Below are 22143 nucleotides of genomic sequence, written 5' to 3'. Positions count from 1 at the left end.
CAGTCAGACAACTTGATAGCTTTGACCATTGCCCGGTAACCCGCGCAGAGCGAGTATTTCCCTGTTGATTACGGTTCCCCCAACCCAATAAAAAACACAGAGGGATTCTGGCAATGCGCGATTACTTGTCTGCTACTTCTCAGTTCAACTATCAGCACACCGTCGATGCCGCACTCGCGGGCGATTTGACGGCCCTCAACGCCTGCGTCGAATGCTGTGACCGGCATGCCTTGCCGGGCCGCATCGCGCTGTTCTGGGAAGGACGCGACGGCACCGGTGCGACGTACACCTTCACCGACTTGCAGGACAAGGCCGCGCGTTTCGCCAACTACCTGCTGGCCCAGGGCGTGAAGAAGGGCGACAAGGTGGCCGGCCTGTTGCCACGCAATATCGAACTGTTGATCACCGTGTTCGCCACCTGGCGCATCGGCGCGGTGTATCAACCGCTGTTTACCGCGTTCGGCCCCAAGGCCATCGAGCATCGCCTGAGCAGCTCTGGCGCCAAAGTGGTGGTAACCGATGCGGTGAACCGGTCGAAACTCGCCGAAGTCGCCGATTGCCCGACCACGGTGACCGTCACCGGCGCCAAAGGGCAGGGCCTGGTGCGTGGCGATTCCAGTTTCTGGGCCGAACTGGCCAATTATTCCGCCGACTGTGAACCGGTGCTGCTGACCGGCGAAGATCCGTTCCTGCTGATGTTCACCTCGGGCACCACCGGCCCGTCGAAAGCGCTTTCGGTGCCGCTCAAGGCCATCGTTGCGTTCCAGAGCTACACCCGCGATGCGGTGGATCTGCGCCCGGAAGACGCGTTCTGGAACGTCGCCGACCCGGGTTGGGCCTACGGTATTTATTTCGGTGTCACCGGGCCAATGGCCATGGGCCATCCGATCACCTTTTACGATGGTCCGTTCACCCTCGAAAGCACCTGCCGGGTAATCAACAAGTACGGGATCACCAACCTCACCGGTTCGCCGACGGCCTACCGCTTGCTGATTGCCGGCGGCGATGAATTCGCCAAATCGATCAAGGGCAAGCTGCGCATCGTCAGTAGTGCCGGCGAGCCGCTGAACCCGGAAGTGATCCGCTGGTTCGCCGACAACCTCGGCGTGGTCATCCACGACCACTACGGGCAGACCGAACTGGGCATGGTGCTGTGCAACCACCACGGCCTTGAGCACCCGATTCACATGGGCGCCGCCGGTTTTGCCTCGCCGGGCCACCGCATCGTGGTGCTGGACGACGAGTACAAGGAACTCGGCGTTGGCCAGCCGGGCATCCTGGCCATCGACCGCAGCCAGTCGCCGATGTGCTGGTTCGCCGGCTACGAAGGCGGGCCGACCAAGGCCTTTGTCGGCAACTATTACCTGAGTGGCGACACCGTCGAGTGGAACCCGGACGGCAGCATCAGCTTCGTCGGTCGCAGCGATGACGTGATCACCACCTCCGGCTACCGGGTTGGCCCGTTCGACGTGGAAAGTGCGCTGATCGAACACCCGGCCGTGGTCGAGGCTGCCGTGGTCGGCAAGCCCGATCCGGAGCGCACCGAACTGGTCAAGGCCTTCGTCGTGCTCAGCGCGCAATACCGCGCCGCCCCCGAGTTGGCCGAAGAGCTGCGCCAACACGTGCGCAAGCGCCTGGCGGCGCACTCGTACCCTCGTGAAATCGAATTTGTCAGCGAATTGCCGAAAACCCCAAGCGGCAAATTGCAGCGCTTTATCTTGCGCAACCAGGAAATCGCCAAGGCTCAAGAGGCTGCGGCGAAGAACCTTCAAGCTTGAATCCAGGGAAACAATGATGCAGATCGAGAACAAGATTTTTATCGTCACCGGTGGCGCTTCCGGCCTCGGTGCTGCCACCGCCGAGGTGCTGGTTGCTGCTGGCGCGAAAGTGATGCTGGTGGACATGAACGCCGAAGCCGTTGCAGCCCAGGCCCAGCGCCTTGGCGCGCACAGCGTGGTGGCGGACATCAGCAACGAAGCGGCGGCCGAAGCCGCCGTGCAGGCGACGGTCAAGGCCTTTGGCGGCCTCAATGGTCTGGTCAATTGCGCCGGCATCGTGCGTGGCGAGAAGATTCTCGGCAAGAATGGTCCACACGCGCTGGCCAGTTTCAGCCAGGTGATCAACGTCAACCTGATCGGCAGCTTCAACATGCTGCGTCTTGCGGCAGCGGCGATTGCCGAGACCGAAGCGGATGCCGATGGCGAGCGCGGCGTGATCATCAACACCGCGTCTGCCGCGGCTTACGACGGTCAGATCGGCCAGGCGGCTTACGCGGCGTCCAAGGGTGCGATTGTCAGCCTGACCTTGCCGGCGGCCCGCGAACTGGCGCGTTTCGGCATCCGTGTCATGACGATCGCCCCAGGCATCTTCGAGACGCCGATGATGGCCGGCATGACCCAGGAAGTCCGCGATTCCCTGGCCGCTGGCGTGCCATTCCCGCCGCGTTTGGGCAAACCGGGCGAGTATGCCGGGCTGGTCAAGCATATTATTGAAAACAGCATGCTCAACGGCGAGGTGATCCGTCTCGACGGTGCCTTGCGCATGGCCGCGAAGTAAGGAGGATTTGTCATGACTATTTCCAACGATCCAATCGTTATCGTCAGCGCCGTCCGCACCCCGATGGGTGGCTTCCAGGGCGAACTGAAAAGCCTGACCGCGCCGCAACTCGGTGCGGCCGCCATCAAGGCCGCCGTCGAACGTGCCGGCGTTGCCAGTGAATCCGTCGACGAGGTGTTGTTCGGCTGCGTGCTGCCGGCAGGCCTTGGCCAGGCCCCTGCGCGCCAGGCGGCGCTGGGCGCGGGGCTGGATAAATCGACCCGCTGCACCACCCTGAACAAGATGTGCGGTTCCGGCATGGAAGCGGCGATTCTGGCCCATGACATGCTGGTGGCGGGCAGTGCCGACGTCGTGGTCGCCGGTGGCATGGAAAGCATGTCCAACGCGCCTTACCTGCTGGACCGCGCCCGTGCCGGCTACCGCATGGGCCATGGCCGGGTGCAGGACTCGATGTTCCTCGACGGCCTCGAAGACGCCTACGACAAGGGCCGCCTGATGGGCACCTTCGCCGAAGAATGCGCCGAAACCAACAGCTTCAGCCGTGAAGCCCAGGACGCGTTCGCCATTGCCTCGACCACACGCGCACAGCAGGCGATCAAGGACGGCAGCTTCAAGGACGAAATCGTCCCGCTGACCGTGACGGTCGGCAAAGAGCAGGTGGTGATCAGCAATGACGAGCAGCCACCTAAAGCCAGGCTGGACAAGATCGCTTCGTTGAAGCCGGCGTTCCGCGAAGGCGGTACGGTGACGGCGGCCAACTCCAGTTCGATCTCCGACGGTGCCGCTGCGTTGGTGCTGATGCGCCAGTCGCAGGCACAGAAACAAGGCCTGAAACCGTTGGCGGTGATCCATGGCCACGCCGCGTTCGCCGACACCCCGGGCCTGTTCCCGGTGGCGCCAATCGGTGCAATCAAGAAACTGATGAAGAAAACCGGCTGGTCGCTCAATGACGTCGATCTGGTGGAAGTCAACGAAGCCTTCGCCGTGGTCGGCATGGCCGCGATGACTCATCTGGAAATCCCCCACGAGAAACTCAACGTGCACGGCGGCGCTTGCGCCCTCGGGCACCCGATCGGCGCGTCCGGTGCGCGAATTCTGGTGACCCTGCTGTCGGCCCTGCGCCAAAAAGGCTTGAAGCGTGGCGTTGCAGCGATTTGTATCGGCGGCGGTGAAGCGACGGCCATGGCCGTGGAATGCCTCTACTAAGCCAACCCCGCCCCTGTGGGAGCCAGCCTGCTGGCGATGACGGTGTGTCATAAAAGTAGATATTGACTGACACGATGCCATCGCCAGCAGGCTGGCTCCTACAGAGTTCTGTGGCGTACCCCGATTTTAAGGATTCACCATGATCCCCAATGACGACCAACAACAAATCCGCGACATGGCCCGGGACTTTGCCCAGGAACGGCTGAAACCGTTCGCCGCCGAGTGGGACCGTGAGCACCGCTTCCCCAAGGAAGCCATCGGCGAGATGGCCGGGCTGGGCTTCTTCGGCATGCTGGTGCCGGAGCAGTGGGGCGGATGCGATACCGGTTATCTGGCCTATGCCATGGCGCTGGAAGAAATCGCCGCCGGCGATGGCGCCTGCTCGACCATCATGAGCGTGCACAACTCCGTGGGCTGCGTGCCGATCCTCAACTACGGCACGGATGAGCAGAAAGAACGCTTCCTCAAACCACTGGCCAGCGGTGCGATGCTCGGCGCTTTCGCCCTGACCGAGCCCCAGGCCGGTTCCGACGCCAGTGGCCTGAAAACCCGTGCGCGCCTGGAAGGCGATCATTACGTGCTCAACGGCTGCAAGCAGTTCATCACCTCAGGGCAGAATGCCGGGGTGGTGATCGTATTTGCAGTGACCGATCCGAGCGCGGGCAAACGCGGCATCAGCGCCTTTATCGTGCCGACCGATTCGCCGGGCTATACCGTTGCGCGGGTCGAAGACAAGCTCGGCCAGCATGCGTCCGACACCTGCCAGATTCTCTTCGAAGATGTGAAGGTGCCGCTGGCCAACCGTTTGGGCGAGGAGGGCGAAGGCTACAGGATTGCCCTGGCCAACCTTGAAGGCGGCCGCGTCGGCATCGCTTCGCAATCGGTGGGCATGGCCCGCGCCGCCTTCGAAGCTGCTCGCGATTACGCCCGTGAGCGCGAGAGCTTCGGCAAGCCGATCATCGAGCACCAGGCCGTGGCCTTCCGCCTGGCGGACATGGCGACCCAGATCGCTGTGGCGCGGCAAATGGTGCACTACGCCGCCGCCCTGCGCGACAGCGGCAAGCCAGCGCTGGTCGAAGCGTCGATGGCCAAACTGTTCGCCTCGGAAATGGCCGAGAAGGTATGCTCCTCGGCGCTGCAAACCCTTGGCGGCTACGGTTACCTCAACGACTTTCCGCTGGAACGGATCTACCGCGATGTGCGGGTCTGCCAGATCTACGAAGGCACCAGCGATATTCAGCGCATGGTCATTTCGCGCAACTTATAAGAAGGAGTCCCTTGTGAACTACGAAACGATTTTGCTGGAAACCCACGGCCGCGTAGGCCTGATCACCCTCAACCGTCCACAAGCGCTGAATGCGTTGAACGCGCAGATCGTCAGCGAACTGAACCAGGCCCTTGATGGCTTCGAGGCTGACTCGAACATCGGCTGCATCGTCCTGACCGGTTCGAAAAAAGCCTTCGCCGCCGGTGCCGACATCAAGGAAATGGCCGAGCTGACCTATCCGCAGATCTACATCGACGACCTGTTCAGCGACAGCGATCGCGTGGCCAACCGTCGCAAACCGATCATCGCGGCGGTCAACGGTTTTGCTTTGGGTGGCGGCTGTGAGCTGGCGTTGATGTGCGACTTCATCCTGGCCGGCGACAACGCCCGATTCGGTCAGCCGGAAATCAACCTCGGCGTGCTGCCGGGCATGGGCGGCACCCAGCGCCTGACCCGCGCGGTGGGCAAGGCCAAGGCCATGGAAATGTGCCTGAGCGGCCGCTTGATCGATGCCGTGGAAGCGGAGCGTTGCGGCATCGTGGCGCGTATCGTACCGAGCGATGAGCTGCTGGATGAAGCGCTGAAAGTCGCGGCGTTGATCGCCAAGAAGTCGCTGCCGATTGCGATGATGGTCAAGGAAAGCGTCAACCGTGCCTTTGAAGTGAGCCTGGCTGAAGGCGTGCGCTTTGAGCGCCGGGTGTTTCATGCGGCGTTTGCGACGCAGGATCAGAAGGAAGGGATGGCGGCGTTTATTGCCAAGCGTGAGGCTGAATTCCAAGGTAAGTAAAGTAGCGGTCTTGCGGGCCTCATCGCGAGCAGGCTCGCTCCCACATTGGACCTCAGCGTTTATGAGATCCCTTGTAGGAGCGAGCCTGCTCGCGAAAAACCTGAGGGCACCGGGTTGATTCAGGTGCCCTGCGTCATCGTTGACCTCCATCGCGAGCGAGCTCGCTCCTACAGGGCTTCACACCAGGTAGTTCTTCAGTTCGCGGGCAATCACCATCCGCTGAATCTCGCTCGACCCTTCGTAGATCTGCGTGATCCGCGCATCCCGGTAGTACTTCTCCACCGGATAATCTTCCAGATACCCATAGCCGCCATGAATCTGAATGGCGGACGAGCAGACCTTTTCCGCCATTTCCGACGCAAACAGCTTGGCTTGTGACGCCTCCGACAGGCAGGGTTTGCCGGCCGTGCGCAGGCGTGCTGCGTGCAGGATCAACAACCGCGCGGCGTTCAATTGCATGTGCATGTCGGCCAGCAGGTTGGCGATGCTCTGGTGTTCATTGATCGTTTTGCCGAACTGCACACGATCACGGGAGTAGGCCAGCGCCGCTTCGAACGCCGCGCGGGCGATGCCCAGTGCCTGGGCGGCGATGCCGATGCGGCCGCCTTCAAGGTTGGACAGGGCGATGGCCAGGCCTTTTCCGCGCTCGCCGAGCAGATTGGCTTCGGGGATGGTGCAGTTGTTCAGGGTCACCGCGCAGGTGTCGGAAGCGCGGATGCCCATCTTGTGTTCGGTGCGGTCGACGATAAAACCGGCAGTGTCGGTCGGCACCAGGAACGCCGAGATGCCACGTTTGCCCAGGTCCGGATCGGTCACGGCAAACACAATCGCCAGCTTGGCGCGCTTGCCATTGCTGACGAACTGTTTGGCGCCGTTGATCACCCACTGGCCGTCGCGCAGTTCGGCGCGGGTGCGCAGGTTGTGCGCCTCGGAACCGGCCTGGGGTTCGGTCAGGCAGAAGCAGCCGATGACCTTTCCACTGGCCAGATCCGCCAGCCAGGTCTGTTTCTGTTCTTCACTGCCGTAGTTGAGCACCGGCCCGCAGCCCACGGAGTTGTGGATACTCATGAAGGCGCCGGTAGCACCGTCGCCGGCGGAAATTTCTTCTACCGCCAGGGCGTAGGCCACGTAATCGACATAGGTGCCGCCCCATTCCTCGGGGACCACCATGCCCAGCAGGCCCAGTTCGCCCATCTTCGCCACCAGACCGTCATCGATCCAGCCGGCCTTTTCCCAGGCCTGGGCATGGGGCGCGATTTCGCCGCGGGCAAAATCCCGGGCCATGTCGCGGATCATGACTTGCTCTTCGCTCAATTCGATATCGTGCATGGCTCAGTTCTCGCTCTGGTCAAACTCGCTGAAGAAGCTCGCCACGTGTTCGGCGTCCAGCGCCTCGAGGGTGGGCGGGTTCCAGCGCGGTGTCTTGTCTTTGTCGATCAGCAAGGCGCGCACGCCTTCGATCAGGTCGCCGCGCTCGAACCACTGGCGGTCCAGGTGCAGCTCAAGGGCGAAACATTGTTCAAGCGGCAGCTCGCGTCCGCGACGGAGCATTTCCAGGGTCACGGCCATGGCCAGCGGCGAGCGGGTTTCCAGCAGGTCGGCGGTGGTGACGGCCCACTCATGGCTGTCGGCAACCGCTACCTGACGCAGTTGCTTCACAATACTCGGCACATCGGGTTGGGCGAAGAAGTGGTCGATGGCCGGGCGCAAGGTCGCCAGTGGCGCATCAGGCAGATGCTGCCTGGCGAGTGTTGCCAGCAGGCCTTGCAGGTCCTTGAGTGGCGTGTCGTGCCATTCGAGCTGGTCGAGTTTTTCGTCCAGCGTGCCCAGCTTGGCGCTTTCGATGTACCAGTCGGCCAGGCCGCAATACAGCGCATCGGCGGCACGAATCTGAACGCCGCTGACGCCGAGGTAAATCCCCAGTTCACCGGGGATGCGCGGCAGGAAGTAACTGCCGCCGACGTCCGGGAAGTAGCCGATGCCGACTTCCGGCATGGCCAGGCGGCTTTTCTCGGTGACCACGCGCAAGTCCGCGCCTTGCACCAGGCCCATGCCGCCACCGAGGACAAAACCGTCCATCAGGGCCAGCACCGGTTTGCGGTAGTGGTGGATCGCGAGGTCGAGGGCGTACTCCTCGACGAAGAAATCTTCATGCAGGGTGTCGCCGCTTTTGAAGCTGTCATGCAGCGAGCGAATGTCACCACCGGCACAGAAGGCTTTTTCCCCGGCACCACGCAAGACCACGGCATGGACTTGCGGATCCTGGGCCCAGGCGTCGAGCTGGCGGTGCAGGTTGCGCACCATGTCCAGGGTGAGGGCATTGAGGCCGGCGGGGCGGTTGAGGGTCAGGTGACCAATGTGGTTGCGAACCTCGGCCAGCACTTCGTTTTGCAGGGCATCCATGAACTGCGCCCCCTTCGATGAAACCTGAGCAGTCATCACTAACTCCCTGCTTTTATTGTCTTTATCGAGATGCTCGCGCGCGAGCGATGAAGGATCGTATCAGTGCAAATTTGCCTTGTACAACCCGAATAAGTGCAGGTTATCTGTGCAATTTTGCATGTCGGTGTCCGGTATTGTTACAGCGTAGACCAAGGCGAATTCAGGCAAACGCCGCGAGCAGATCCTCTTCGAACGCCTTCTGCGCCTCGCCGGCCACCTGTGCCCGGTGCCGGGCCAGATGAAACTCGACATCGAAACTCATGTCGCCTCGGCGCACGGCCCTGAGCAAACCCTTGTCTTCCCAGCCACGAGCGAAGTGGCTGGGCAAGTAACCGACATGCCTGCCGGAAAGGATGAAGGCGAGGGTGCCTTCGACTTGTTCGGAGCGTGCCGAACACAACTTGCCCTGGAAGGGTTCGTCACTGCGCAGGAAGCGATAGGGGTGGTCGACCCGGTCGCAGGCTTGCAGATCCTGATCGTCCGGGTTCGGGTTGGTGAACAGCGGATGGCCGGGGGCGCAATACAGATGCTGGGTTTCAATGAACAATTGGCGGTAGTCAAACGCGCTTTGCACTTGCGAGAAATAGCCGATGGCCAGGTCCAGCCGCTGTTGCAGTAGCAGGCGCTCCATTTCACCGGGCATGGCACTGATCAGTTCGATGCGCACTGACTCGTCCCGTTCACGGAAGCGTCGGATCGCCTCGGCCACCCGTTGCAGCACCGATTGATCCAGGGCTTCGGACAGACCCAGGCGCACTTCGCCGATCAAGCGCCCTGCCACGCCGTTGGATTGATGACGGAAGGCTTCGATGGACTGGAACAATCCACGGGTGGCGCTGAGCAGTTGTTCGCCCTTGGGTGTGATCCGGAACCCGCCCTTGCCACGACTGCATAGCCGATAGCCAAGGCGCGTTTCCAGTTTGGCCATTTGCTGGCTGATGCTCGACTGGCTCAACCCCAACTCGCCCTGGGCGGCGCTGAAGCCGCCGCACTCCACCACGCTGACAAACAGACGCAACAATTGCAGATCCAGATCGTGGAGTTGGCCGAGCATCAAACATTACTCCGTCATAAAGTCAGGTTAATTAACTTGATATTTTACCAATGTATCCGACGACGCATCCTGCATCCACTTCCTCTGGTCAGGTGTTCGTCATGGCTCCCATGTTCAAGCTGTGTTTACCCGCGCTGTTCCTTGCCATGGCCGCCTCGGCCCAAGCCGAAGACAAGGTGGTCAATCTGTACAGTTGGGCCGATTACGTGGCACCCGAAACCCTGCAGCGGTTCGAGCAGGAAACCGGCATCCATGTGCGCTACGACACCTTCGACTCTTCGGAAGTACTGGAGACCAAGTTGCTCACCGGCGGCAGCGGTTATGACGTGGTGGTGCCGTCCTCCAGCGTGCTGGCCCGGGGTCTTGCGGCGGGGGCGTTGAAACCGATTCCCCACGAAGGCCTCAAGGGTTACGCCAACCTCGATCCGGACTTGCTGGAAAAACTCGCCGCCGTCGATCCAGGCAACCGTTACAGCGTGCCTTACACCTGGGGCACCCTGGGTTTGGGCATTAACGTCGAGGCGGTCACGCAGCGCTTGCCGGACGTGCCGCTCAACAGCCTGGACCTGCTGTTCAAACCCGAGTACGCGAGCAAGTTGAAAGACTGCGGCATCGCCATTCTCGACTCGCCCCAGGAGGTGATCGGCCTGGCGCTGCATTATCTGGGTAAAGATCCCTACAGCACGGACAAGAAGGATCTGTCAGCCGCCGAGGCGTTGCTGCATCAGCTACAGCCGAACGTGCTGTACGTCGCCACCGGGCGGCAGATCAGCGACCTGGCCAATGGCAGCGTGTGCCTGGCGCTGACCTACAACGGCGATGCGAGCATGGCCGCCGACCAGGCACGCAAGGCCGACAAACCCTATGAAATCGCCTACCGGATTCCCAGGGAAGGCACCCTCGTGTGGCAGGACAACCTGGCGATCCCCAAGGACGCTCCGCACCCCGAAGCTGCCCGCGCCTTTATCGAGTTCATGTTGCGCCCCGAGTCCGTGGCGGCACTGACCAACACCTTGTTCTTCGCCACGGCGAACCAGGCCGCCACGCCGCTGGTGGATGAAGCGGTGCGTACCGATCCGGACATCTACCCGTTGGCTGACGTGCGGGAACGGCTGTACGCCGACCGCAGCATGAACCTCAAGGACATGCGCCAGCGCACCCGCTTGTGGACCACTTTCCGTAGCCGCCAATAAGACATAAAGAAGGAGCCTTAAATGGACGTCCCGATGCAGAACGATCAAGCCCTTACCCGTGACAGCCTATACGGCACAGCCGCTGAAAGTACCTACGCCGGTATCACCAGTTTCATGCGTCGGCGCTACAGTCGTGACCTGCGTGGCGTTGATGTGGCCGTCAGTGGTGTGCCGTTCGACACCGCCACCAGCAACCGCCCCGGCGCACGCTTCGGACCACGGGGCATTCGTGCCGCCTCTGCCGGGATCGCCTGGGAACGGCACTGGCCGTGGACGTTTGATCCGTTCGATCACCTGGCTGTCATCGACTACGGCGATTGCGATTTCGATTACGGCTCGCCGCAGTCGACGCCCGAAATGATTGAGGCCCACGCCGAGCACATCCTCAACGCCGGCACGGCAATGCTGACCTTTGGCGGCGACCATTTCATCACCTATCCGCTGCTCAAGGCCCATGCCCGCAAGCACGGGGCGCTGTCGCTGATCCACTTCGACGCCCACAGCGACACCTGGCCGGACGAAGAGGGCAAGCGCATCGACCATGGCACCATGTTCTGGCACGCGGCCAAAGAAGGGCTGGTGGACCCGTCGCGCTCGGTACAAATCGGCTTGCGCACCACCAACGACGATCATCAAGGCTTTCAAGTGCTGGACGCGCGGCAAGTGCATCGTCGTGGCTGCGAGGCGATTGTCGAAGCGATTCGCGCGCGGGTCGGCGACAACCCGGTGTACCTGACCTTCGACATCGACTGCCTCGATCCGGCGTTTGCTCCGGGTACCGGAACACCGGTGTGCGGCGGCTTGAGCACGGTGCAGGCGCTGGAGATTCTCGGTGGTCTGCGCGGGATCAACCTGGTGGGCATGGACGTGGTGGAAGTGGCGCCGGCCTATGACAGCGCGGAGATCACGTCACTGGCGGCGGCGACGCTGGCGATGGAGATGCTGTGTCTGTATGCGGCCAGACATAAGGTCGATAAGTAATACGCCTGACCCTGTAGGAGCGAGCCTGCTCGCGATGGCGGTCTTGCCTTCAACATCTCTGTTGACTGGCAGGGCCTCATCGCGAGCAGGCTCGCTCCCACAATTTTGATTTGTGTCAGGCCACTGGAACGATTGGCAGGTCGAGGATCTGACCACCGCTGAACCGTGCGGACGAACCGGAAATGGATTCGTGCGGCACGCCTTTGGCCACGTCACTGACACCGTCCAGTCGTGCCAAATGCTCAGCACTCAACTGCACATTCAGCGCACCTAACGTGGCGTCCAGTTGCTCCCGGGTCCGGGAGCCGAGGATCGGGATCAACGCCGTGGTCGAGCGCCTGGCCTTTTCCCGCAGCCAGGCGATGGCCACGTGGGTCGGGCTGGCGTCCAGTTCGGCGGCGACATCGATCAAGGTGTCGAGCAGGGCGGTTTCGCGGGCGCTTTTTTCGGCGTGAATCAGCACGCCGAGCTTGTTCGCGCGATTGTCGCCCTCACTGTTGCGATATTTGCCAGTCAGGAAGCCGCCACCCAGCGGCGACCACAAGGTCGCGGCCAGGCCCAGGGCTTCGGCCATCGGCAGTTGTTCACGCTCGGCGGTGCGTTCGGCAAGGCTGTACTCGACCTGGATCGCAGCAATCGGCGCAAAACCGCGTACCTCGGCCAGCAGGTCGGCACGGGCGATGCGCCACGCGGGGAAGTTCGACAGCCCGGCGTAATGAATCTTGCCGGCACTGACCAGATCATCGAAGCCGCGCAGGATCTCTTCCATGGGCGTGACGCCGTCGCTCATGTGCGCCCAGAACAGGTCGATATGCTCGGTCTTCAGCCGTTTAAGGCTTTCTTCGACGGCGCGCACCATGTTCTTGCGGCTGTTGCCAGTGTGGGAAATGTCGGCCGCCGGTGTAGTCCCGAGGGTGTATTTGGTGGCGATGACCAGGCGATCCCGTTCTGCGGCGATGAATTCGCTGAGCATGGCCTCGGACTGCCCGCCCTGATAGCCGTTGGCGGTATCGATGAAGTTACCGCCGGCTTCCAGGTATCCATCAAAAATGCACCTGGCTTCGTCACGCTCGGCGCCATGGCCCCAGCCGGTACCGAAGTTACCGGCGCCCAACGCCAGTTCGGAAACCCGCAAGCCGGTTTTACGACCGAAAACTTTGTAATGCATGGGATGACTCCAGAGTGATGGCGACAAGGCTTATTAGATTACAAGCAACATCTATTAAATATGATGCCAGTAATCTAATGCGTCAAGGCGCTTTTCCTTCCTGTATAAAACCGCCGATCACTGGTCGCGTTATCCATGCGCAATGGCATACTGCCGCCCATGACTATCGATTCCCCCTTAAGCGCCTGGCAGCATGCCATCGAACAAAAGGGCTTCGTCCAGGACGAGGCCCAGGAACATGCCGTGTGGGCCCTGCAAAAATGCCACGAAGCGCTGCACGAAGGCCGCGCGCCCATTTCCGGCGTGTACCTGTGGGGGCCGGTGGGGCGGGGCAAGACCTGGTTGATGGACCAGTTCTACCAAAGCCTGCGAGTACCGGCGCGGCGCCAGCACTTTCACCACTTCATGGGCTGGGTGCACCAGCGCTCGTTTCAACTGACCGGCACTGCCGATCCGCTCAAGGCGTTGGCCCGTGAACTGGCCGAAGAAGTGCGCGTTCTGTGTTTCGATGAGTTGTTCGTCAACGACATCGGCGACGCGATTATTCTCGGGCGGCTGTTCCAGGTGATGTTCGAACAGGGCGTGGTGGTGGTCTGCACGTCCAATCTGCCGCCGGACCAGTTGTACGCCGACGGCTTCAATCGCGACCGCTTCATGCCCGCCATCGCGGCGATCAAGCAGCACATGCAGGTGATTGCAGTGGATGGCGGGGAAGATCATCGCCTGCATCCGGGGGCCGCTTCGCAACGTTATTGGGTGGCCGAGCCCGGCAGGCCCGGCGCGCTGGATGAAGTGTTTCAGGTATTAAGCGTCGGCCAGTCAGTATCGAGCGAGCCGATAGAGGTCGGTTACCGCACCCTCGAGGTGGTCAAGGCCAGCCCGACGGTACTCTGGACCCGTTACGCCGCGCTGTGCGAGCAACCCTTCGCGGCCATGGATTTCATCGCCCTGTGCGATACCTACGGCGCTATTCTGTTGAGTGACGTGCCCAACCTCAGCGCACAGAAACGCGCCGGGCGCATTGCCCGCGGCACCGAGGACGGTGTCGAGCGGGTGGACGCGGGGGATCGCGAGTTGCCGCAGTTGTCGGTGCATGACGACGGGGTGCGACGGTTCATTGCCCTGGTCGACGAGTGCTACGACCGCAAGGTACCGCTGTACCTTGAGGCGCAGGTGCCGATGGCGTCGCTTTACACCGAGGGTTATCTGGAGTTCCCGTTCCGCCGCACCCTCAGTCGATTGCAGGAAATGCAACTGCAACGGTTTGCCGAAGTTTGATCGGGATTTGATCGGGAGCAGCGAACATGAATCAGCCCCTGTCACACCATTTGCTGACCATGGCCTATCAAAACGCGTGGGCCAATCACCGACTGGCCAAGGCTTGGCGTCAGTTGAGCCCGCAGGAACTGAGCGCACCCCGGGTCAGCTTCTTCCCGACGATCCGCGCCACGCTCAACCACATCCTCACCTGTGACTGGTTTTATGTGGACGCCCTGGAGCGCGAACTGCGCGGCGACGATCCGCATCCCGATTGTCGGGTGTTTTTCAAGGAAGACGAGCCCTGCCTCACGGCGACGGACCTGATTGGCGAACAGGCCCACGTCGACCGCCGGCTGATCGCCTACTGCGAACAGATGCGCGACGCCGACCTCGGCAAAATCGTGACCATCGCCCGCGACAACCCGCAACACGACAGTCGTTTGCGCCTGTTGTCCCATTTGTTTGAACACCAGATCCATCACCGCGGCCAGGTTCACGCCATGCTCAGCGGCACCTCGGTCCAGCCACCGCAACTCGACGAGTTTTTCTGCGCCGGAGAGTCGCACTTGCGCGCCGAGGATTTTGCCGAGCTGGGATGGACCGAAGCCTTGATCTGGGGCGCTTGAGCGCCAAAAATTTGCGCGGTTGCGATTGTCGGTACCACGGTGCTCGCGCTATGGTCTGCCGGCACTTCAGCGTGAAATACATGCTGGGGGCTACTTCATGTGTGATCGAGGATGGAAATGGACTCCGCAGAAATTCTTGTGCTTCAGGCCAGTTACACCAATCCGGTGCATGCCGAGGCTATTTGTCTGGTGTTGAACCACTACGCCGAGGACCCGATGGGAGGCGGTCAGCCGTTGCCAGCCAATGTACTGGCGCAACTCCCGGCAGAGCTCGCCAGGCGCCCCCACGCTTTCAGCGTGCTGGCCTTTGTCGGTGGCGAGCCGGCCGGGCTGGTCAATTGCTTCGAGGGGTTCTCGACCTTTGCCTGCCGGCCGCTGGTCAATGTGCACGATGTGTCGGTGGTGAAAAAATTTCGCGGCCTGGGATTGAGTCAGAAGATGCTGCAAAAGGTCGAGGACATCGCCCGTCAACGTGGCTGCTGCAAGCTCACCCTGGAAGTGCTGGAAGGCAATGCCGTGGCGCAGGGTTCGTATGAAAAAGCCGGTTTCGCCGCCGGCATGTTCGACCCGGCTCATGGTCGAATGCTGTTCTGGACCAAGAGCCTCTGACTCAACAGGCAAAAAAAGGGCGCCGATCAGGACGCCCTGTAGTCTTCTCCGACTGTAGAGCCGCAGTCAGGAGGCCATGGATCATTTCGGTCTGTAGGTTTCAGTCATTTGTGCGGTTTGATCGTCCGGGACCCGCAGCTCAGTGCTTTGGATAGGGTGGCCCAGAGCTTGTTGCTGGGCCAGTCGCAGGCTTTCGTAGTAATAGCGCATGCGTTCGGCTCCACCTTCGGCAAAAGCGCTGGTTGAGCCCAAAGCCATCAGGCCGGCGAGAATCATTGCGGTGCGTTTCATGGTTTGCCTCCCACTACAGATGTCGGATGCCTTTCGTCCATGAATCAATGAAGCAGTGTCGAAATGGCATTATCCGCCGAATCCGTTAAATGGGAATTAACTTCACCCACGGCCTTAATGGCTGCAACGGGGCATGAAAAAGGGGCCGGAACCGGCCCCTTCAAGGATTACTGCTGGACGACCGTCGGTGGCGACTTGGGCTTCATCAGACTGAAGTCGATCAACGCACGTTGCTTACGCTCATAGGGGTTACCGATCATCAATGGCCGGGCCTTGAAACTGTCGCTGACCACACTCTTGCTGCGATCGAGTTCGTCGAAGCTCAAGCCTGCCAGATCGGCCCAGGTGTGGATCAGGTGCGAGCTGCTGTAAGGACGCGAGAGATCGCCTGCGAGGTTCCAGTCATGGGCTGCTCGCCATTTCGGGGAAGCCCAGGCCATGAACGGAATGGTGTACATCGGTGCTGTCGGCTTGTTCTCGTTGCGCCCCAGGGTGCTGTGGCCCACGGAATCGAACACGTCTTCGCCATGGTCGGAGAGGTACAGCAAGAAGCCGTTCGGGTCGGTCCTGGCGTAGTCCTTGATCAGGCTGGACACCACGAAGTCGTTGTACAGCACGGCGTTGTCGTAGCTGTTGTACGTCGGCAACTGGTCATCGCGAATGCCGGCAGGCACGCCGTCACGTTCCTGGAACTTGTCGAAGGTCGACGGGTAGCGGTACTGGTAGCTCATGTGCGTGCCAAGCAAATGCACGACGATGAGTTTGCGCGGTGCCGCATCGGCCAGGGCCTTGTTGAACGGCTCGATCACGTCGCCATCGTACTGGGCGGCGTTCTGGTTGCGGTTGTTGTTCAGGTACACCTGCTCGTCGGCCTGTTCGGAGAAGGTCGTGAGCATGGTGTTGCGCTTGGTCATGGTCTGCTGGTTGGTGATCCAGAAGGTCTTGTAGCCCGCCTGTTTCATCATGCTGACCAACGATGGTGTCGACAGGTACAGGTCCGGGTTTTCTTCGTCGGCGAAGGTCAGGACCTGCTGCAGTGCCTCAATGGTGTAGGGGCGCGGTGTGATGACGTTGTCGAATACGTCCAGTTGATCCTTGAGCTTGTCCAGTTCCGGCGTGGTTGCCCGGGGATAGCCGTACAGGCTCATGCGCTGACGGTTGGTGGACTCGCCGATCACCAGCACCAGGGTCGCAGGCGTGTTGGCCGTGGCGTCTTTGAGGTTGTGCAGTGGTGGAATCTTACTGGCGCTTTCCAGCATGTCCTGCATTCCGGCCAGGGTGTCGAGGTAACGGTGATAGGCCACGGCCATTTGCCATGGCACCGCAGGTTCGATGCGGGTTTCGAACTTCTCGAAGCCGGCGGCGAAACTGCCGGTGCGCTGGGTCTGCTTGATCAGCGGATAGGCGACCATGGCGAACAGGAGGGCTGTTGCCGCGACCAGCGCCTTGCCACGGGGCAGGTACACCGGGCGCAGGCGTGTCCACAGGAACCAGGAAAAAGCGCTGTGGGCCAGGAACGCCGGCACCATCCACCAGGCAAAGTACTGGGTCATGTACTCGCCGGCTTCAGTCACGTTCGACTCGAACATGATGAAGATGACGCTCTGGGAAAATTCCTGCTGATAAATGAAGAAATATCCCAGGCTCGCCATGGAGCACGCCCACAGTACAACGCCGATCACGGCGGCCATGACCCGGGTTTGCCGGGGGAACAGCAGCATCGGCGCCAGCCAGATGGCGCTCATGACGAAGGCTTGGCGGAATCCGGTAAAGCCGGAGGTGCCAGTCAGCTGGATCAGTAGTTGGGTAATGCCGGAAAAGTACCAGAAGAATACAAACAGCCAGAGGAATCCGGCCCAATCAAATTCTGCCGCAGTCGTTTTGCTGCGTTTAAACAAAGACATTCAGCGCTCCAGCCGAGAATTCACTACCACCGCCGGGACTTGGATATCGCGGACGACGAACGAGGGCCGCGCGGAATCGGGCGACCTAAACGTGTAATTGTCGTGTAACAATTGTGAAAATTATGTGAGTTGCCAGGAGTGGCAGGGCGTGAGCCGGTGCGGAAGCAGTGCAATCAGCTCCCGCTTGAAAGGAGGGGGTGTCAGGCCAGTGGAGCGCGTTGCGTCACAGCCAGGGGCTGCGTCTGACCGGTTTGCAGCAGCAGCCGCAAGTGCGCCAGCTCCTGTTTCAATTGATCGCGTTCGTCCTTCAACTGGCGCAATTCATCGCGACGGATTGTGACGTAAAGGGTTTGTGCTGGCAGTGCGGTGTGTACTGTGCCCATTGCTCACCTCGCAAATGGCGTGTCTCAACTGTAGGTACGCCTCGAAATCCGGGGCTGACCTACTATCGGCGCCAATTTTGATTTCTTTTGCCCCCAAAGGGAACTTTTTTATTTTTCATGGTCGTTGTGTCTTCGGTTTGATTCCCGACGTTATCCATCAGGATCGGGCACAATGCCCGGAAACTTCACGCCAACGCTCTGGACTAACCTCATGAGTCGCGTTGGGCTATAACCTTTGACACACTTTTATTTGTAGTAGGGAGCATCAGCACATGCAACTCGGGATTATTGGACTGGGCCGCATGGGCGGCAATATTGCGCGGCGCCTGATGCTCAACGGGCACACCACCGTTGTTTATGACCGCAATACCGCCTTTGTCGAAGCCCTGGCCACAGAAGGCTCCACGGGCGTCACCGATCTGCCAGCGCTGGTCGCTGGCCTGGCCAGGCCGCGTGCGGTCTGGGTCATGCTGCCGGCAGGCGCACCGACCGAAGAAACCATCGACACCCTGAGCACCTTGCTCGAAGCCGGCGACACCATCATCGACGGCGGCAACACCTTCTATAAGGACGATATCCGTCGAGCGAAGACCCTGTCGGAAAAAGGCCTGCATTACATCGACGTCGGTACGTCCGGTGGCGTCTGGGGCCTGGAGCGCGGTTACTGCATGATGATCGGCGGCGATGCCGAGACCGTTAAGCGCCTCGACCCGCTGTTCGCAACCCTGGCCCCGGGCCTGGGCGACATCCCGCGCACCAAGGACCGCAAGTCCGACGACGAGCGTGCCGAACACGGCTACATTCACGCCGGTCCCGCCGGCGCCGGGCACTTCGTGAAGATGATCCACAACGGCATCGAATACGGAATGATGCAGGCCTTCGCCGAGGGCTTCGACATCCTCAAGACCAAAAACAGCGAGAGCCTGCCGCAAGACCAGCGTTTCGACCTGAACGTCGCCGACATCGCCGAAGTCTGGCGTCGTGGCAGCGTGGTGTCCTCGTGGTTGCTGGATCTGACCGCCGACGCCCTGGCCAGCGATCCGAAGCTTGACGGTTTCTCCGGGTCCGTGGCCGACAGCGGTGAAGGACAATGGACCATCGAAGCCGCGATGGAGCAAGCGGTGCCGGTGCCGGTGCTGTCGAACTCGCTGTTCTCCCGCTACCGCTCGCGTGGGCAAGGGACCTTTGGCGACAAGGTTCTCTCGGCCCAGCGCTTCGGCTTCGGCGGCCATGTGGAGACCTCGAAAAAATGACCCACACGATCCGCAGAAAATCCAAGGCTGAACCCGCGCCGCCGACCACGCTGTTCCTGTTCGGCGCCCACGGCGATCTGGTCAAGCGCCTGCTGATGCCGGCGCTGTACAACCTCAGCCGTGACGGTTTACTCGGGAATGGACTGCGGATCATCGGCGTTGACCACAACGCCATCAGCGATGAAGGCTTCGCGAAAAAACTCGAAGACTTCATCCGCAACGAGGTGGCCACCAGGACCGGCAAGGGCGATCAAGCCCTTGACCCGGCGCTGTGGGCCAAGCTCGCCAAAGGCATCAGCTACGTCCAGGGCGATTTCCTGGACGACAGCACTTATCAAGCGCTGGCGGCAAAAATCGCCGACAGCGGTACCGGCAATGCGGTGTTCTACCTGGCCACCGCGCCGCGTTTCTTCAGTGAAGTGGTGCGTCGCCTCGGCTCGGCCGGCTTGCTGGAAGAAACCCCCGAGGCTTTCAGAAGGGTGGTGATCGAAAAGCCCTTCGGCTCCGACCTGCATACGGCCGAAGCCTTGAACGCGTGCCTGCTCAAGGTGATGACGGAAAAGCAGATCTACCGCATCGACCATTACCTGGGCAAGGAGACCGTGCAGAACATCCTGGTCAGCCGCTTCTCCAACAGCCTGTTCGAAGCGTTCTGGAACAATCACTACATCGACCACGTGCAGATCACCGCCGCCGAAACCGTCGGCGTGGAAACCCGTGGCAGTTTCTATGAGCACACCGGCGCGCTGCGGGACATGGTGCCCAATCACCTGTTCCAGTTGTTGGCGATGGTGGCGATGGAACCGCCCGCCGCATTTGGTGCCGATGCGGTGCGCGGCGAGAAAGCCAAGGTCGTTGGCGCGATCCGCCCATGGACGGTCGAGGAGGCCCGCGCCAACTCAGTGCGCGGCCAATACGCCGCCGGTGAGATCGACAACAAGGCACTGCCGGGTTATCGCCAGGAAAACAACGTCGCCCCCGACAGCAATACCGAAACCTATGTGGCCCTCAAGGTCATGATCGATAACTGGCGTTGGGTCGGCGTACCGTTCTACCTGCGTACCGGCAAGCGCATGAGCGTGCGTGATACCGAGATCGTGATTTGCTTCAAACCGGCGCCCTATGCGCAGTTCCGCGATACCGAGGTCGATGAGCTGCAGCCGACCTATTTGCGCATTCAGATCCAGCCGAATGAAGGCATGTGGTTCGACTTGCTGGCCAAGCGTCCCGGTCAGGCCTTGAAAATGGACAACATCGAGCTCGGGTTCGCCTACAAGGATTTCTTTGAGATGCAGCCGTCCACCGGCTACGAAACCCTGATCTACGATTGCCTGACCGGCGACCAGACGCTGTTCCAGCGCGCCGACAACATCGAAAACGGTTGGCGCGCGGTGCAACCGTTCCTGGATGCCTGGCAGCAGGACTCCAGTGTGCAGAGCTATGCCGCCGGGGAAAACGGCCCCAAGACCGGCGAAGAATTGCTCACCCGTGACGGTCGCGTCTGGCACCGCCTCGGATAATGTGGGAGCGAGCTTGCTCGCGATGGCGGCGGCACATTCAACATCCTTGTGTCTGACAGACCGCTATCGCGAGCAAGCTCGCTCCCACAGGGTCGGCAGTGTCAGAGCCAGTAGCTCACCGCATACCACCCGAGCACGCCCATCACCACGGTGTATGGCAATGCCATCCAGACCATTCGCCCGTAAGATAGGCGCACCAGCGGTGCAATCGCCGAGGTCAGCAAGAACAGAAACGCCGCCTGGCCGTTGGGCGTCGCCACGCTCGGCAGGTTGGTGCCGGTATTGATCGCAATGGCCAGCGTTTCGAAATGCTCACGGGTCATCTCGCCCGCGATGAACGCGCGCTTCACTTCGGTGATGTAAATGGTTGCCACGAACACGTTGTCGCTGATGGCGGACAGCAGGCCGTTGGCAATGAACAGCATGCCCGGTTGTTGGTCTGCCGGAAGCGTCAGCACCCAGTGGATCAGCGGGGCAAACAGTTGCTGATCGTGAATCACCGCGACCACAGCGAAAAACACCACCAGCAATGAGGTGAATGGCATGGCGTCCTTGAACGCGGTGCCCAGGCGGTGTTCGTCGGTGATGCCGGTAAAGGCGGTGATCAGCACGATCACCATCAAACCGATCAAACCCACTTCGGCGATGTGAAACGCCAGCCCGGCAATCAGAATCAATGCGGCAAAGCCTTGTACCAGAAGCGCTGCACGTTGGCGCGTGGTGCGCTCGGCATTGTCTTCGGCGGCGTAGTTGGCCAGCACCGCACGGACGTTATCCGGCAGCAGCGTGCCGTATCCGAACCAGCGCAGCTTTTCCAGCAGGACGCACGTCACCAGCCCGGCAACCAGTACCGGCAGGGATACCGGCGCAACCCGGGTAAAGAACTCGGCGAAGTGCCAGCCCATTTCATGGCCGATCAGCAGGTTCTGCGGTTCGCCGACCAGCGTACAAACGCCGCCCAGCGCGGTACCCACGGCACCGTGCATCAGCAGGCTGCGCAGAAAGGCGCGGAACTGTTCGAGATCGCCCTGGTACAGGGTGGGCAGGTGTTTGTCGTCGCTGAACTCGCTGTCCTGACGCGGATCGTTACCCGAGGCAACGCGGTGATACACCGAATAAAAGCCTACGGCGGCACTGATGATCACGGCGGTCACGGTCAGGGCATCGAGGAACGCCGACAGAAAGGCCGACAGAAAGCAGAACATCAGGGCCAGCAGGGCCTTGGAGCGGACCCCGAGCAGCAGGCGCGAGAACAGGTACAGCAACAGGTCCTTCATGAAATAGATGCCGGCCACCATGAACATCAGCAGCAGGATCACCGGAAAGTTGTGCAGCAACTCGTCGTACAGTGCCTGGGGCGTGGTCATCTTCAGCAGCAGGGCTTCAATCATCAGCAGGCCGCCAGGCATCAGCGGATAGCATTTGAGCGCCATGGCCAGGGTGAAGATGAACTCCAGCACCAGTAGCCAGCCGGCAGCCACCGGGCCTGCGGTCCAGAGCACCAGGGCATTGAGGATGAGAAAGCCGACGATGCAGGCCTTGTACCAACGGGGCGAGTGCCCGAGAAAGTTGTGCGCGAACGCCTGGGCCATTGAACCGGACATCGGCTGCTCCTTGTCTTGAGAAGCGCGCAACTTGCCGTA

General features: G+C 61.1%; 20 protein-coding genes and 1 pseudogene. 12 read left to right on the top strand and 9 right to left on the bottom strand.

Going from position 1 to position 22143, the window contains the following annotated elements; genetic code table 11:
• Window positions 1-113 precede the first annotated feature (113 nt).
• From WHX55_RS15645 to WHX55_RS15625, 5 genes are all read left to right on the top strand, one after another.
• Window positions 114-1778, top strand: coding sequence for an AMP-binding protein (locus tag WHX55_RS15645; protein WP_353740739.1), 1665 nt, complete (start codon window positions 114-116; stop codon window positions 1776-1778).
• A 16-nt stretch (window positions 1779-1794) separates the two neighbouring features.
• A complete protein-coding gene (locus tag WHX55_RS15640; RefSeq protein ID WP_353740738.1) occupies window positions 1795-2556 on the top strand; it encodes an SDR family NAD(P)-dependent oxidoreductase in 762 nt (253 codons plus the stop codon).
• 12 nt (window positions 2557-2568) lie between these two features.
• On the top strand, window positions 2569-3762 hold the full coding sequence (locus tag WHX55_RS15635) for an acetyl-CoA C-acyltransferase (RefSeq protein ID WP_353740737.1): 1194 nt from the start codon (window positions 2569-2571) through the stop codon (window positions 3760-3762).
• A 139-nt stretch (window positions 3763-3901) separates the two neighbouring features.
• Window positions 3902-5029: an acyl-CoA dehydrogenase gene (locus tag WHX55_RS15630; protein ID WP_046042095.1), complete on the top strand. Its 1128-nt coding sequence runs from the start codon at window positions 3902-3904 to the stop codon at window positions 5027-5029.
• Between the two features lie 13 nt (window positions 5030-5042).
• Window positions 5043-5816, top strand: a complete 774-nt coding sequence (locus WHX55_RS15625) for an enoyl-CoA hydratase (RefSeq protein ID WP_056724587.1) — start codon at window positions 5043-5045, stop codon at window positions 5814-5816.
• 72 nt (window positions 5817-5888) lie between these two features.
• On the opposite strand, the pseudogene WHX55_RS15620 reads toward WHX55_RS15625, so the two are convergent.
• The 4 genes and pseudogenes from WHX55_RS15620 to WHX55_RS15605 form a co-directional block, all read right to left on the bottom strand.
• Window positions 5889-5966 (bottom strand): annotated as a pseudogene (locus WHX55_RS15620) (outer membrane lipoprotein carrier protein LolA); the annotation flags it as partial.
• A gap of 27 nt (window positions 5967-5993) precedes the next feature.
• Window positions 5994-7145: an acyl-CoA dehydrogenase family protein gene (locus tag WHX55_RS15615; protein ID WP_150753569.1), complete on the bottom strand. Its 1152-nt coding sequence runs from the start codon at window positions 7143-7145 to the stop codon at window positions 5994-5996.
• Between the two features lie 3 nt (window positions 7146-7148).
• Entirely contained in the window at window positions 7149-8255 is a 1107-nt protein-coding gene (locus WHX55_RS15610) for an enoyl-CoA hydratase/isomerase family protein (protein WP_150753570.1), read from the bottom strand.
• 163 nt (window positions 8256-8418) lie between these two features.
• Window positions 8419-9312 carry a LysR family transcriptional regulator gene (locus WHX55_RS15605; RefSeq protein ID WP_150757054.1) on the bottom strand — a complete coding sequence of 298 codons (894 nt, stop codon included), beginning with the start codon at window positions 9310-9312 and terminating at the stop codon, window positions 8419-8421.
• A 101-nt stretch (window positions 9313-9413) separates the two neighbouring features.
• Between WHX55_RS15605 and WHX55_RS15600 the strand changes: the two genes are divergently transcribed.
• Window positions 9414-10505, top strand: coding sequence for a polyamine ABC transporter substrate-binding protein (locus WHX55_RS15600; RefSeq protein WP_353740736.1), 1092 nt, complete (start codon window positions 9414-9416; stop codon window positions 10503-10505).
• A gap of 21 nt (window positions 10506-10526) precedes the next feature.
• Window positions 10527-11486 carry an agmatinase gene (gene speB / locus WHX55_RS15595; protein ID WP_056724599.1) on the top strand — a complete coding sequence of 320 codons (960 nt, stop codon included), beginning with the start codon at window positions 10527-10529 and terminating at the stop codon, window positions 11484-11486.
• 115 nt (window positions 11487-11601) lie between these two features.
• On the opposite strand, the gene WHX55_RS15590 is transcribed toward speB, so the two are convergent.
• Window positions 11602-12654 carry an aldo/keto reductase gene (locus tag WHX55_RS15590; RefSeq protein WP_353740735.1) on the bottom strand — a complete coding sequence of 351 codons (1053 nt, stop codon included), beginning with the start codon at window positions 12652-12654 and terminating at the stop codon, window positions 11602-11604.
• 159 nt (window positions 12655-12813) lie between these two features.
• On the opposite strand from WHX55_RS15590, the gene zapE reads away from it, so the two are divergent.
• The 3 genes from zapE (at window position 12814) to WHX55_RS15575 (ending at window position 15149) form a co-directional block, all read left to right on the top strand.
• Complete coding sequence (gene zapE / locus WHX55_RS15585; RefSeq protein WP_353740734.1) at window positions 12814-13932, top strand: cell division protein ZapE; 1119 nt, start codon at window positions 12814-12816, stop codon at window positions 13930-13932.
• Window positions 13933-13958: 26 nt separating this feature from the next.
• Complete coding sequence (locus WHX55_RS15580) at window positions 13959-14540, top strand: DinB family protein (protein WP_150723744.1); 582 nt, start codon at window positions 13959-13961, stop codon at window positions 14538-14540.
• A 117-nt stretch (window positions 14541-14657) separates the two neighbouring features.
• Window positions 14658-15149: a GNAT family N-acetyltransferase gene (locus WHX55_RS15575; protein ID WP_150723745.1), complete on the top strand. Its 492-nt coding sequence runs from the start codon at window positions 14658-14660 to the stop codon at window positions 15147-15149.
• Between the two features lie 81 nt (window positions 15150-15230).
• On the opposite strand, the gene WHX55_RS15570 is transcribed toward WHX55_RS15575, so the two are convergent.
• From WHX55_RS15570 to WHX55_RS15560, 3 genes are all read right to left on the bottom strand, one after another.
• The gene (locus WHX55_RS15570; RefSeq protein WP_150723746.1) at window positions 15231-15440 is read right to left on the bottom strand and encodes a hypothetical protein; all 210 of its coding nucleotides are present in this window, start codon (window positions 15438-15440) and stop codon (window positions 15231-15233) included.
• A 167-nt stretch (window positions 15441-15607) separates the two neighbouring features.
• Window positions 15608-17344 carry a phosphoethanolamine transferase CptA gene (locus WHX55_RS15565; RefSeq protein WP_353740733.1) on the bottom strand — a complete coding sequence of 579 codons (1737 nt, stop codon included), beginning with the start codon at window positions 17342-17344 and terminating at the stop codon, window positions 15608-15610.
• 200 nt (window positions 17345-17544) lie between these two features.
• Window positions 17545-17727, bottom strand: coding sequence for a DUF6026 family protein (locus WHX55_RS15560; RefSeq protein WP_046042083.1), 183 nt, complete (start codon window positions 17725-17727; stop codon window positions 17545-17547).
• A gap of 272 nt (window positions 17728-17999) precedes the next feature.
• Between WHX55_RS15560 and gnd the strand changes: the two genes are divergently transcribed.
• Together gnd and zwf are read left to right on the top strand one after the other, a co-directional pair.
• Window positions 18000-18980, top strand: coding sequence for a phosphogluconate dehydrogenase (NAD(+)-dependent, decarboxylating) (gnd, locus tag WHX55_RS15555; protein WP_150723748.1), 981 nt, complete (start codon window positions 18000-18002; stop codon window positions 18978-18980).
• Complete coding sequence (gene zwf / locus WHX55_RS15550) at window positions 18977-20500, top strand: glucose-6-phosphate dehydrogenase (RefSeq protein WP_150753577.1); 1524 nt, start codon at window positions 18977-18979, stop codon at window positions 20498-20500. The genes gnd and zwf overlap by 4 nt, the downstream gene beginning before the upstream one ends.
• Before the next feature lie 101 nt (window positions 20501-20601).
• Here zwf and nhaB read toward each other — a convergent pair whose 3' ends face one another.
• Window positions 20602-22104, bottom strand: coding sequence for a sodium/proton antiporter NhaB (gene nhaB, locus WHX55_RS15545; RefSeq protein ID WP_150753578.1), 1503 nt, complete (start codon window positions 22102-22104; stop codon window positions 20602-20604).
• Between the last annotated feature and the right edge of the window lie 39 nt (window positions 22105-22143).

The organism is Pseudomonas fluorescens (assembly GCF_040448305.1).
GTDB lineage: Bacteria > Pseudomonadota > Gammaproteobacteria > Pseudomonadales > Pseudomonadaceae > Aquipseudomonas > Aquipseudomonas fluorescens_BH.
Note: the sequence above shows the minus strand (reverse complement) of the source record. Positions and strands in the feature narration are given on the sequence as shown.